This is a genomic window from Colwellia psychrerythraea (assembly GCF_000764185.1).
Classification (GTDB): Bacteria; Pseudomonadota; Gammaproteobacteria; order Enterobacterales; family Alteromonadaceae; genus Colwellia; species Colwellia psychrerythraea_B.
The window spans coordinates 170,931-184,536 of the sequence record NZ_JQEC01000021.1 but is presented as its reverse complement, the minus strand read 5'-3'; the positions used below and the strand labels follow the sequence as shown (position 1 = coordinate 184,536).

Here is a 13,606-nt window from a genome sequence, read left to right as displayed (position 1 = left end):
TACCTTTAAAGTTGATAGGGCTATGCTGACAAAGTTACCGCGCGGTAAGCATTAATAATAGCTTGAAGATCGTTTGCCTTTTCTTGTTGCACGTCAGTTTGAAAGCTTTGCTGAAAACCTTTTTGCATACGTTGGTAATGATTAAGGGTTTTTGTTAAGTATTTAGCCGCTATTTCAGCTTGTGTTATTGAGGTGGACCGCCAAATTTCATCACCAACAGGGTGAATTTTTCTCTCTTTATTACTGGTCGATGAAACCAATAATATTTCATAGAAACGTTTATTTTCTGCCACTAATACTTCATCTTTTAAACTAAAATTCAGTTCGATCAACTTATTACGTAATGGGAATTGGTGGTGAACCGGGCACAGTAAAAAATCAATAGATAGATTTTTATGCTGTTGGTAAATGGCTTCAATAAACTCAATCATCAAGTCGCCACCCACTCCAGCAATAATCACCAGATGGTTTCCATGATGCTGCGCTAACGGCAACTTTGTTACATCAATGCAGTGAGTATGCCAAGCTGAAGATGGACTCAAGTGTTTATCTGGATAAAAACGCTGCAACTTGTTGTCTAACTCAACCATTAGCTCAGGCACGATATCCACAAAATGGATGTTGCTGGGGGAATTGTTGTTAGATGTATTATCCACAGCAACCTTATCAAAAGTATCTGTGCCGACTTGTCGAGATAATAAAGCGGCACCAAGCAAACCATGATCACAACAGCAATCCCAAATATGGCTATATTGCTGTGCTAGCACCATTTGTTCTATCTTTTGTAATCGCTGACCTAACTTGATGGTTTTTTTTGACCTAACTGTTGAGCTGATGTTCAAGACGAATGTTACCTAAGGTTAAAAACGTCGCTATTGTATAGTGAAGCCAAATCAGCGACAAGTAATTCAAAGGCGACCTAATAGCAATGACAACAAACAGGGAAGTAAAAACTTCGATTCACTATAAAAAGAAAATATATATACAAGTATATCGGCAGGGCACTTAACAGAAAGTTTTAAGGGCCTATTAAAAAATGCATAGCCATTAAATACCACTTCCTTATCGTTGCAGAAAACGTTGCATGAAGCGACTTGGTTCACTTTCTTGTGAATAATCTTTGGTAGATAGCCCGTTAAGGTGTAACGAGATGCGTATTTGCACGAGTAGTGAAGGTGCCCTCATTTTATCATGGCACTTAGGTATATCGAAGCTACAGCTTAGATCGTTAACACTCGCTTAATACTTGTATCACACAGAATATATATTTATCTCACAGGCTGTTAACGCTTTTTAACTTTTTTAAGTTTTTGTCTCTGTATATTAAGCACCAGTTGAACGGGAGAGGTATATCCCTCCGCTCTACTATTGTTTACTCACTAGCTAAGTTAGTTGTATTGATTTTTTTATAAAAAATTAATGATTTAGCTCAAAAATGTTTATGGAGATTTACATGAAAAAGATTCTTTCTATTACTTTAGCCGTTAGTGCAGCGCTTTCTACTTCTGCAATGGCCTCTGTTGGCGGTAACGGTATTTTCGGTGATGTAGCTTTTATTAATGATAAAGGCACTAACACCTCTGCTGCTGTTGCACAAAATGATGTTAACGAAACGGTTATTGGCGCAACCCATAGAATGGAAAACGGTGTATTCATTGGTGCAGAAACTACTTACGATTGGAACAGCGACACATCAGGCCATAAAGCGACAACGGTAGGTGCTGGTTATCGTTTCAACATATCAGAAAACTTTTATATCATGCCACAAGCAAGTTATACATTCCGTGACCATGCCAGTGATTACAGCTATGGTTTAGAGTCATTTGCCAGTACTCGAATTGCTGATGGTACAGATTGGAATTCCGGTACCGACTACAATGTAGGAGATAGCTGGAAACTTGGTCTTCAATCAGCATACCACTTAGATAACGGCGTCTTTTTTGCGGCTCGTTATAGTTACGAAAAAAGTAAAGATGTTATGAGTGTCGGTAGTATAGTTACCGGTTCAATCTCTGATAGCTCCATGAACCCAGAAACTACTATATTTACCGACTCTAAAGCCGGGTTTGATTCAAATGTTGGAATGCATGAAATGGAATTAACTGTCGGTTACAAGCTTGATAATGTAGCATTATTATCAGCTAGTTGGAAACAAACTCAGTTTAGTGATGTATCAGGCTACAACAATGAACAGGTCAATATTTCACCCGCTAGCAGTGTGATTTCATCAAATTCCGCAGAGTTTAAAGGTAAGTCGGATGATTTTGAAGTACGTGCAGCATACTTAGGTTTTGAAAATGCTATGCCATTTGTAAGCTTTACCCGTGTTGGTGACCACACCATCAAATCAGGTGCAATGCCAAGTAACTTAGTTGGCAGTTCAGAAAACGTATTAGAGGTAGGTTTTTCTTATAATTTCTAAGCTATATCCAGCTAAGATTAGTAATACTTAAATAGGACTAAGTGAATAATAAGTGTTAATGCTAAGTGCTATATATAAGATAAAAGCAGTTCAATGAGCTGCTTTCTAATTATAGTGGTATTTTTACTGTGGGAATAGATGTTCTACAAACGGGACTTCTTATTTTATGAACAATAACCGTAATAAAGCGGTAGTATTGAAACCATGACACCTTTGATATGAGTGACTCTAAGTAGAGCAAGACCAGAAAGCTGTTTATGTTGACAGTAATCTTTTCTTTGATAAAGTAAAATAGTCTTAAAGTCATTTATTAGCTAAGCATGCAAAGAGTTGCACTTGTACTATTCACCTTGGTTCAGTTTGTAATTATCCATGCTAGCGCAGCTGAAACCACTGCATTCAAAATAAATTTAACCAGCTCAGGCGAAAAATCGAAGTCATCAAAACTGATGAAAGAGATTGTCAAAATTTTATATGCTCAAGCAAATTACCAAGTAGAATTTGTCCACTCAACCAGAAAGCGTGAATCTGTTTTGTTGCAACAAGCAAAAATTGATGCGGTGCTGGCAAGGTATCGTCATATTGGTGATGCACAGCCAAACCTGATCAGGCTAGAGCCCGAATTAATCAAGGCCTACGCAATCATTATTTGTCATAACAACGAACATTGTCAGTCTTACCGGCAAACAACTATTGGTTATCTGCAACATTTTCAATATGCGAAATCATTTTGTACAGAGCAGCAACTTAATTGTAAAGAGTTTAACTCAGAGATAAGCCTGTATAGGGCAATGGCAGCAGGATTTATTGATGTTATGATATCTTATGACGTTACTATTGAGATGCTAAAAAAAATTAAGTTTGATAATCAAATTTATGTCAAAAAACTACAAGAGTTATCCTTCAATAGTTATCATTATTTACATATAAAGAATAAAAAATACCTTTCACAATTAAACCATGCCTTAAAAAAATTGCATCAAGAAAGAGTTATCGAAAAAATGTATGAACAATTTCAATATGAAAGTTTAGCGAATAAAAGCATCATCATTTTACCTTCCCAGTAATAAACTATACGCTTAAGTTAAGCTATCTATGCCCAAGGAGAATACCGCTGTGGGTCAATGTAGTTGTGGACAAACCAAAGTAAAACTTAGCCTGCCTGAAACTCTAGATCATTATAGTCCTCGGGCATGTGATTGTGACTTTTGTCTTTCTAGAAACATCAGTTATCTTTCATACCCCGGTGCAGAGCTAGAAGTCGAAAGCACAGGGCCACTTGAAGTACAGAGACAGGGGTCTAATCAAGCAAGTTTTATGACCTGTAATTGTTGCAAATCTGTCATTGCCGTTTCTTTACAGTTAGAAAATAACCTTATAGGTGCTTTAAACTCAACACTATTATCTAACGCTTCATTATTGCAAGTGGCTACTATAGTCTCTCCCAAAGTACTGACAGCAAAAGAAAAGCTTGAACGCTGGCAAACAGTTTGGCTTAACATTAAAATTAATGGCATCAGTCAGATACAGTAAACTGTTAAACAAATACAAAAACAGCTCCTAATAATACAGAGAGAGAAAAGGAGCTGTTTGAGGCCTATAACGAAACTTTAATAAATTTTAGAGTAATACGATCGGATTCACCTATTGCCGCATATTTATCTTTGTCTTTTTCACCAAGACTAAGGCTTGGTGGCAATGTCCAGACACATTATGTCATAAGCGTAAAACGCAGCTTTGGATTATATTTTGGATCGATAGGGCGTGCAGATGTGGCTAAATATTGTTGGCTATAATGTTTTAACCAACTGTGTTATCCATCTAAAGCGTTTATTAGCTTGCGATTTTACGAAAAACCCACTCCAATGGGCCTGTTTTAAAGTATTTCAACCAAAGAACACTCAATGTGATTCCACTGATGCAAAAAAGTAATGAGCTTAACAATGAGAAACCAATGCTTTGGTTTCTCAAGTGATCTGTAGCCTCAAGAACACCCATGCCAATAATCACATGAGCAACATATAACGTAAGTGATAATTGACCAGTCTGATACAACCATGCGATCAATTTTCTTTCGGAAAATTTTTCGGAAAGATACAAGCAACATATAATGATTACAACAGCGAGACTCCCTGCTGCAATAACATACTGTGGCATGGGAGGGATAATTGATGTTGAAAACAAAAACTCCACTTCTTCTATAGTTAGGCCAATTCCCTCGCCACTACCAATTTCTGCTCTAATAGCAAAAAATATTAATTCCGTAATTCCCCAAATAGCTAGGCACCAAACCAGTATTTTTTTTCTAACTATTGATGCTGTTAAGTTTTGACGACCCAACCACATACCTAAAAGTAGAAAAGCGCACCAAGGTAATACAGGGTGAAAGCCGTTAAATATAATATGTCTGACCATACCATCAACAGTCCAAAAGCCCTGATAAGTTAATGTAGTCCAGTCCCATCCGTTCTCATAATTAAAAAATATCATTAGGGTTGGAAACAAAGCCATAATCAAGGTAGCAACAATTAATAAATTTCGATCATTACTATTGAATACAAGTGCAGCGATTAAAAAATAGAAGCCATAGTAATGAAGAATATCCGCAGGCCAAATACTTGTGTAAGCAAGACCGATAAATATCAGTAAAACCCCACGTTTTATCAGCGTTTTTTGTCCTCTAATAATTAACGTACTGTCTTGAGATTGTCTAGCCTTATTAGTCAAGAATGTGATCCCTATGCCCGCCAATACGACGAAAAGAGCCGAGGCTCGCCCCTCAAATAAACTCGCGAATACAAGTAAAAATTCATTACCGGCTTCTGCATTCATAGCAATTTTAAAGTTTACAATTACCATACCAAATATCGCAAATGCTCTGGCTATATCAAACCCTATAATTCGTTGCTTCATGGAATATCCTTATAGACAAATAACGCAGCAATAAACCGCTAAGTTAATATAACTAATAAAGATATATTTCAATGTTTAAACAATGTTTGTTTATGTGAGAAACTGTAAAGTTGAAAATTAATGATGTGGTAATAATAGCCGTTACATCAAGATAATTTTATAATAATAAAAAGAAATCTATTGATGATTCAATCACCGAAACATAACGCGTATACTTAAAGCCAAATAATGATACTGAAACTTATTTTATGTAATATTCTCAAAAGGTTTGTTTTGACAGTGGTAGCTTAACAAGTGATATTAATTGGCACAAAGCAGTAAGCTATTGATAAATATATTTTAGGGATAATTATTGTGTCAGTTATATTTTCGGCTCAAGTGAAGTCTAGTGAAACTGTGATACTTCTACATGGTCTAGCAAGAAGTGATCGATCGTTTACCAAACTTGCATCTGTTTTAAATAAAAAGGGTTACCACACAATCAATTGTAACTATCCCTCGAGAAAGTACAGTGTTGGTAAGTTAGCTGAACAGGCAATTAGCACTGCCTTATCACAATGCCCAGAAGCAAGTAAAGTTCACTTTGTCACACACTCAATGGGCGGCATTCTTGTTCGCCAATACTTAAGTACAAAAGTAATCGAAAACTTGGGGCGTGTTGTTATGCTTGGCCCGCCAAATAAGGGAAGTCAGGTTGTTGATTCACTTAAACATGTACCAGGATTTAAACTGTTCAATGGTCCAGCAGGTGTGCAACTTGGCACCGAAGCTAGCAGCGTACCAAACAAACTAGGCTCAGCGAATTTTGATGTGGGTATTATTGCGGGAACACGAAGTATAAATTTGCTTCTTTCTACTATGCTGCCGAAACCAGATGACGGCAAGGTATCGGTCGAAAATACTAAGCTTGGCGGAATGAGAGATCATATCTCTTTACCAGTGACACATCCTTTTATGATGAAAAACAATAAAGTTATCAATCAAGTGCTTTATTATCTTAATCATGGACACTTTAGCCGGTAGTTAGGAGCTAATATTAGAAGAAATGCATAATCATAAATTTATTTAGATTATGCATTAATAGTAACCGATATTTTTATTAAGTTAACTGAGAAATTAACATAAATCTTACCGCTCGGGGCAGTCAGATTCAATACCGTAACCCAAGTAATAATAGCCATTCCAAAGGTTTATACTCTTGTATGGAGTAGAGCTCCATATATCAAAGTTAATACCTTCTGATGCAGCGCAGACCGAAAATAAATCAATTTTACCATCGTTATTTAAATCGAGTGTTTCCGATATCGACAGTGCTCGATTATTTTTTTCAAGTACGACTGCTATTCCATAAGTAAAGGTAGTATCGAACTTACCTTTTTCTGGTTTAGAGATTAAGTAAAAACGGTTGCCACCTATATTATTCCCACCTGATGTTTCCTCATGAAGCGGCAGACACTTATCGGGATTTTTAGTGGGAGCAATTATCTCGGAGCGAAACCTATTTTCCGTGCCTTCCGCATCCACTAATGTCACAGGCGTACCTTTAGGCAGGTTTGGCATGTTAATCACCAAGCATGCTCCGTAAAACCAACCTGCATGTTTGGTTATCGGTTTATATTGAGCATCATCCGTTATGCTCGTACAACCGGATACAATCATAGTAAGGCATACTAATACTAAAAATTTAATCATTCTATTTCATATTTAATTCTAAAATTAAGCATTAATCTCGTCGTAGCATAAGCGGTAAATCGACTGAGCCGTTTTAGAACAGGCAAGTTGGCACTAGTTATAAATTATGACTAGTGTTTTTAAGGAGAGGCTTAGAGTAAAAAAATTCTTACAAACACTTTTCAGCATCAACTCTGATTCGAACAATCCATTTCGAATTTTCTACTTTAGTTTACCCTTCAAGCTATTACTACCTATTTTTAACGCGCAAGTGTGACACTCAATACGAAACGTACTATCAATAAACGATTGTTTGAACAGTTTCTTAATTTTCATCAAAATGAGTATTTCCATCTGGCGTGGTATTCTGCAAAATTTTATTAATAAGTCAGCTTAAGACTGAGAGTATTAACCTTAATAAGAAGATTGTTGATGTGAAAATAGGCAGCCATCCAAGGCTGGTATTTCAAATGGTGAAGTAATAAAGTGTGATGTTGTTATCGCTTTGGATGGAATCAATTCAGTTGTTCGACATAAAATATTTAAAGAGAATATGATTCGAAAACCAAACCAGGTTTGCTGGAGAGGTATCTCAAATATCCAGTTACCGTTAAGAATTCAGAGTGAATTAAATGAAGTTTGGGGTGAAGGTTGTAGGTGTGGTTTTGTTCAATTATCAAAAAATGAAGTTTATTGGTGTGGACAACATGACAGTAATCACAAGTTATAAAAATTGACTTATTAAACAACTTCGAAAACTTATAGCCTATTATGAATGAAATTCTATCGCAAATAAATTTTTATAAAATATTCAAAAAATAAATTTCAGATCTTAAACCGCTTTAAACTTGGGTACATAATACTGTCATGTCAGCCTACTCGGTGATGCTGTTCATGCGACAACCCCAAACATTGGGCAAGGAGCGTGTCAGGAAATTATTAAAAATCCCGAAAAAATAAAGCGATAATGATTGTGAACTTAAGTTGGAGGCTAGGGCATGTTTGCCAAATACATAACCCTAAAATCACATGTTAATAATCACTTAGCAATCACTTAATACAAAGCCCTTAAAGGGCTTTTTTGCGTTAACTCATCTTAAAATATCACTTTACCTGTGGCTTTATTATTACCTAAAAGTTAATTGAATGTTAATTTAATGTTAATGTCATATTCGTAATTTAATATGAATTGGCTCTATCAACAATTAAAGGATTGAATATGAATCTACGAACAAATGTATTAACGACAGCTTGCTTCAGTTTTGTGATAAGTGCAACGGCACTGGCTGACAGCGATATTTATTTAACAAATAATTCAAACCAAACCATGTCAATTGAAGTAAAACATAGCGGTACTGATTTACTTGAAGAAACTGAAGAATGGCAACAACATGTACAGTCACTTAAACCATGGGAAACCAAAATGGTATTAAGCTTTAATCGCTGGGAAGGCATTAAATCCGGCGATACCTATCAATTTGAAACGGTTGTGACTAATGACAATGGTGAGTCACTATCTTTGTTTCAACAAGTAAAGGGCTATTGGTATAAATCGACGCTTGACCATAGCGCTAGTACCAATGATCTTACTCTAGAGTGGAAAAATGACCGAGAAATATACCGCCATAAATCACGATATAACACGAATAGCAATAATACAGAAATTGCCTTTAAAGCCAATAAAACCAAGCGTTATGACGATATTCATTACACAATCACACCGGAAAAGGTTGATGAGCAACCAGTAGTTGATGCTGATACTATTAAGGTAATGACATATAACGTCTGGGCACTGCCGGTAATTGCGAAACACATCGATGACCGCTTGCAGGAACTACCAAACCACTTAAAAGGCTATGATGTTTTAATGTTACAAGAAGTATTTGCTGCAGGACGTGATGCTTTTTTACGTGAACTTGCTAAAGAATACCCATACCAAACTAAAATGCTAAACTCACCAGGCGTGAATATTTACGATGGTGGCGTTATTATAGTAAGTCGTTATCCCATTGTTAATGAAGGACAATATGTTTATCCTGATTGTACTGGGACAGATTGCTTCGCTGATAAAGGGCTAAATTATGCTGAAGTAATTAAAAATGGCAAAGCTTACCACTTGTTAGCAACACACACAGCCTCATTTGATACCGATACGGCTAGAGATTATCGTCAACGACAATTTCGTCAAATGCGTAACTTTGTGCTTGCGAAAAATATCCCACTCACAGACACAGTAATTTATGGTGGTGATTTTAATGTGAACAAGCGTAAATTCCCCACAGACTACGCACAATTGTTTGCAAATTTAAGTGCTGATGAGCCAGTATATGCGGGATATACAGAATCAACCTTTGATCCGCGTATTAATACCTTTGCCGGAACTGCATTATCCGGTGGTGAGAATATTGAATATCTCGATTATATTGTAGTCAGTAATGAGTTTGCCAAACGTAGCGAAAACATCAACACGGTTAAGGTACCACGTAGTACGGTTGCGGGTTTATGGAAGCACTGGAATTTGTCAGATCACTTTCCCGTTAAAGCAGTGATTCGTTAATGCGATTACTATTCCTTTTAATATGTGCTGTTATTGCTAGCAGCACATATGTAGTGATCAGCAGCGAAAAACAGTCAAACGTAGCTGTAAATAATAATACACGTACACAAGTTGCAATAAATGAAACATTAATCATTGAGCAAATACCAATGAAAAATGAAGTGAATCAACAGCAAGATAGTAAGCAGGCAATACATGAAAGTGTATTAGCAAGCAGCCAAGGCCAACCACTATTGCATGCACTAACATCATTTTGGCAGCAATGCCGTCATCATGAAAACTGCGAGCAATTGTTGATCGTACAACAATCATTACTCAGTGAAAATCGTTATCAGCTTTTACTGAATTTTCCCGATAACTATCAAGAACAACAGCGATTTATGGGAGAATTATTAATTAGTCAGGATACAACTATAGTGAATAAAATAGCCAATGTTCAAGAGATCAGAGCGAAGGTCTGGGGAGAAAATACTCGGTTATTATTTGGCGAGCAAGATGCTTATTATGATTATAGAACGTCTTTAACAGATACTAATAATGGCTTTAATGAAACGGGCAATGCTATTGATTTTATTGAAGAATATAAAAATATGTTGCAAGAACACCATGATGATTTAACGCTGTTTTCGCTAAATTCTGCTAGTGCTAAGTATGAACAGGCATTGCAATTAATCCCTTCAAATATGTCTGAAAATGAAATGGCTAGCATCAAGGAACAATTAGCAAATTTGTACCTCACAGACGTTGAACAAGAATCTATTGCTAACAGAGAAGAACAACTTAATCAGCAAAATGAGGAAATTATAGATTACCAGCAGGCATTGAATCAGCTTGAGTTATCACTGAGCCATGAGCGTGCAACATCTAAAAAAGCAATGAATGAACAAGATTGGCAAGTGTATAAAACAGAGAAATTATATACTTTTAGGCTAAATTTCTTTAATAGTTAATAAATAAGAAGCGGCAGCAGGGCACTTATATCACTATTTTATTTGTTTATTGTATTATATTTACAGTTTTGCTTAATAAAACAGCTGTTAAGTACTAAGTTACTAATAATACGTGGCTTATTTCCCATGGTTTAATTGATGGCCGTATTAGCTACAAGTCCTGATATATGGGGCTTATAGCTAACAACGAACAAATAACAAACTAACGCTACGTTGATTCTGTTTGAGAATGCCTGTCCTTACCGGAAAAAATTCACGTAGTGCACGGTTTTTAAGAGTAATACCTCGATGAGTATTTCGCAGTAATGAGCAGATATTAATCAACTTTTCTTCGTTTACCACTTTCAGCACGTTTCTTGTTTTCACTTTGCACATAAACTGTATCGGTAGTTGCCATGCTGGCATGACCAAGGTCTTCAGAAATATCTTTAAGAGGGCGCCCACGTTCAATTTCCATACTGGCACCGGTATGCCTTAACCAATGGGCAGAAGCTTCTTTTAATTTGAGTGCTCTATTTTCACCTTCAGATCTGCGCATATTGTCATGAGCCAGATCGAAAACACTTTGCACTATACGGCGTAAGTGCCTGGATGTCATACCGCCTTGACCACGTACTTTTTCAACAAGCACCGAATTTTCATTACGTGCTGGTAAACCCAACAAACCACGGGAACCACGATAACGCTCTAAAAATGGTAAAAAGTCGATTGGCACAGTAATATCACGTATTTTACGACTTTTACCAAATATTTTAAGCCACCAGTTTTCGTCATCATCTTGCCAAAAGTGTCCCATGGTTGGTGACCAAGTTGGCCGTTCAGATAATTCTGAAATCCTTAAAAAGAGGGTTTTCAAGGACGCAATAACAAATAAGCTGCGTTCAAATACTGGATCTCCATCAGCCATTTCAACAGCAGTATCTAAAACATATTGCCATTGGCTAGCAGTTAAACGTTTGATTTCTTTAACTTGAGAATCAATTATAAAATGTCGGCAATCTTTTTTAGCGATTTGTGCAGGATTACCAATACAAAAATCTTCAGCCATTAAGTGATTATAAAAAACGATAAGTGCGGTAAACATTGATGAAAGTGTTTGTTGTGATGGACGGTATTTTTTCTTATCAATGATGTATTGAGATTTTAAACTTTTAGGTGCTTGAATCTTAAATGGAAACCAAAATTCATTAGCCGCTGAATAACCATTGGTGATTTTAAAACGTTCTTGATTTGATGTACCAATCCAAGTTACTGGTGGCTGCCAACAAAAGTCAGCATATTCGAGTAAATCTGATTTGCGTAATTGATCGATTGGTTTTTTCTTTTCAATGAATGACCACAAAAGAAAACGTTCAACGTCATTTCTAAATCTGTCATAAGTATGGTTGGATTTGTTTCTACCTATATAGGTAAGGAATAATTTACCCCAATTAAATTGCTCAAGCCACCAAGGTTCGTTTGATGAAAATATTTTCTCTAACTGAGGATAATCCTCAAGCACGAAATCACACAAATCTATATAGGGTGGATATAAAGGAATAGGCTTAGTTAATGACATATATTTTAATACCAATTTTTAAATATAACGAGGAATCATAGGTTAAAGCTAGTTTAAATCAATACACCCACTATGTCCAATACTGAAGAGTATCGGACATAGTGGGTGCATATATCTGTACTCTACTGTATATCTATTTATTGCTTGGTTTTGTCATATTCGGTTTTCCAATGATTCGCGCTATTTAACTTTTAAGCTATACACATATTCATAGCGTGCTATGTTTAAAGTTTCAAAATATAAACTAGCATAATATTTACTAAACATTGCCATTTAATCATCGGTCGCTACGTGACTTAAATTATTTTTTGCGTAACTTAGTTGCTAACTTTCACGTAGCATCACCTTTGAATAATGCTAATCAACTGAAATAACTTGATGGTTTAAACTAGCACCAATTACCAATTAAATATTTCACTAATAAAACATCCAGCTTAGCTTTTTCTATACTTGCTCAAATATTTACTAACCTTAACTCAAGTTTATGTTTGAGCATGTGTTCTTGTTTAAGCGTCTTTTTATGATTCTTTAGTATTTCAAAGCTATGTTGCCATTCATGTTTTTCTTCATTGGGATTTTCTAAATTGATAGCTTCTTGATTGAGTAAATAACTAATGGATGTTTTTTGTTTATACCATTCCTGTTCACCACCCAATAATGGTAAATCAACTTCATTGGCATTTTGAAGAGTTAACCAAAAATCTGCATGGCTAGTTAATGCTATTTCAATACCTTTAGGGTCAAGATCGCTAAAACAAATTAATGGAACTTCTCCCTTAAAGCGACGGAAAAATTGGTAACTGCTGTTAGTCGTTTGTTGTGATTTAACATCACCACGATAAAGCCAAAGCGCTTTAGTTAAATCAATCGAAGAATCAATTTCAGAATCTAGGTTGCTTAAGTTAAGTAAATTGAGGTTTGCCATAACAGCTAGATTTTCTACTAAAACAATTGCGCTATGTTCAACTGTTAGAATTTCGTCTCCTTTAATGTAACTACCTAGTGAAGTTAATCCCGACAATTCATGGCTTGTTTGGTTTACTTTTAATGATGATAAGCTATTTATTAAGATGAAATTTTTACTAACCGCATAGCTATTTTCTTTTTCGTTTCGATGTTGCTCTGCTGTAGTTAGCCTGTCTTTATTATCAGGATACGGATCATTTCTTATATCAACACCATGTGCAGTTTGTATTTCTTTAGTTAAATTTAAAACATCAGCAAAGCTAAATGATAGTTGTTTATTATTTAAATCTAATTGACCAAAGTTATAATTTTCATACAGTTTCATTGCTAAAGCGGAATTTTTTATTTGACCGCCCTGCCCATGTTTTTGTAATTTATCTTGAGTGAATTTATACAGTTGTTTGTTGATTAATGGTTTCATTTTATGTATTAACTCACTCAACTTGGAAATAAAAAATGTGAAATAAAGGAAACGCTGCAATGGTTGTTCTGCAGTTTGTTATTTGCGGCTTTCAATGCAGATTCACATTGAAATCTTTCTACACATCATATTGTTGAAACTTGAAAGT

At 35.7% G+C, this 13,606-nt stretch carries 11 protein-coding genes and 1 pseudogene; 6 read left to right on the top strand and 6 right to left on the bottom strand.

The genetic code is table 11. The features are described 5' to 3' along the window. Positions 1–20: 20 nt before the first annotated feature. Positions 21–842, bottom strand: coding sequence for a tRNA (adenine(22)-N(1))-methyltransferase (locus tag GAB14E_RS12685; protein ID WP_231562024.1), 822 nt, complete (start codon positions 840–842; stop codon positions 21–23). 611 nt (positions 843–1,453) lie between these two features. Between GAB14E_RS12685 and GAB14E_RS12690 the strand changes: the two genes are divergently transcribed. The 3 genes from GAB14E_RS12690 (at position 1,454) to GAB14E_RS12700 (ending at position 3,955) form a co-directional block, all read left to right on the top strand. Next, positions 1,454–2,422, top strand: a complete 969-nt coding sequence (locus tag GAB14E_RS12690; protein ID WP_033082137.1) for a porin family protein — start codon at positions 1,454–1,456, stop codon at positions 2,420–2,422. A gap of 320 nt (positions 2,423–2,742) precedes the next feature. Continuing rightward, positions 2,743–3,489 (top strand): ABC transporter substrate-binding protein, encoded by a 747-nt coding sequence (locus GAB14E_RS12695; RefSeq protein WP_033082136.1) that lies wholly within the window; start codon positions 2,743–2,745, stop codon positions 3,487–3,489. A gap of 28 nt (positions 3,490–3,517) precedes the next feature. Beyond that, positions 3,518–3,955: a GFA family protein gene (locus GAB14E_RS12700; protein WP_033082135.1), complete on the top strand. Its 438-nt coding sequence runs from the start codon at positions 3,518–3,520 to the stop codon at positions 3,953–3,955. A 64-nt stretch (positions 3,956–4,019) separates the two neighbouring features. On the opposite strand, the pseudogene GAB14E_RS24820 reads toward GAB14E_RS12700, so the two are convergent. Both GAB14E_RS24820 and GAB14E_RS12705 read right to left on the bottom strand, forming a co-directional pair. Beyond that, positions 4,020–4,130, bottom strand: a pseudogene (locus GAB14E_RS24820) (methyltransferase); the annotation flags it as partial. Between the two features lie 125 nt (positions 4,131–4,255). Next, a complete protein-coding gene (locus GAB14E_RS12705) occupies positions 4,256–5,335 on the bottom strand; it encodes a DUF418 domain-containing protein (RefSeq protein ID WP_033082134.1) in 1,080 nt (359 codons plus the stop codon). Positions 5,336–5,689: 354 nt separating this feature from the next. Here GAB14E_RS12705 and GAB14E_RS12710 point away from each other — a divergent pair, with 354 nt between their 5' ends. After that, positions 5,690–6,358 (top strand): esterase/lipase family protein, encoded by a 669-nt coding sequence (locus GAB14E_RS12710; protein ID WP_033082133.1) that lies wholly within the window; start codon positions 5,690–5,692, stop codon positions 6,356–6,358. 105 nt (positions 6,359–6,463) lie between these two features. Here the strand turns inward: GAB14E_RS12710 and GAB14E_RS12715 are convergent, their stop codons facing one another. Further along, entirely contained in the window at positions 6,464–7,027 is a 564-nt protein-coding gene (locus tag GAB14E_RS12715) for a hypothetical protein (protein ID WP_156115715.1), read from the bottom strand. Positions 7,028–8,225: 1,198 nt separating this feature from the next. Here GAB14E_RS12715 and GAB14E_RS12720 point away from each other — a divergent pair. Together GAB14E_RS12720 and GAB14E_RS12725 are read left to right on the top strand one after the other, a co-directional pair. Further along, a complete protein-coding gene (locus GAB14E_RS12720; protein WP_033082131.1) occupies positions 8,226–9,563 on the top strand; it encodes a sphingomyelin phosphodiesterase in 1,338 nt (445 codons plus the stop codon). Further along, the gene (locus tag GAB14E_RS12725) at positions 9,563–10,513 is read left to right on the top strand and encodes a hypothetical protein (RefSeq protein WP_033082130.1); all 951 of its coding nucleotides are present in this window, start codon (positions 9,563–9,565) and stop codon (positions 10,511–10,513) included. Before GAB14E_RS12720 ends, GAB14E_RS12725 begins: the two co-directional genes overlap by 1 nt. 316 nt (positions 10,514–10,829) lie before the next feature. Here GAB14E_RS12725 and GAB14E_RS12730 read toward each other — a convergent pair whose 3' ends face one another. Further along, positions 10,830–12,071 (bottom strand): tyrosine-type recombinase/integrase, encoded by a 1,242-nt coding sequence (locus GAB14E_RS12730; RefSeq protein WP_033082129.1) that lies wholly within the window; start codon positions 12,069–12,071, stop codon positions 10,830–10,832. Between the two features lie 454 nt (positions 12,072–12,525). After that, positions 12,526–13,458 (bottom strand): DUF7281 domain-containing protein, encoded by a 933-nt coding sequence (locus GAB14E_RS12735; RefSeq protein WP_033082128.1) that lies wholly within the window; start codon positions 13,456–13,458, stop codon positions 12,526–12,528. Positions 13,459–13,606 lie beyond the last annotated feature (148 nt).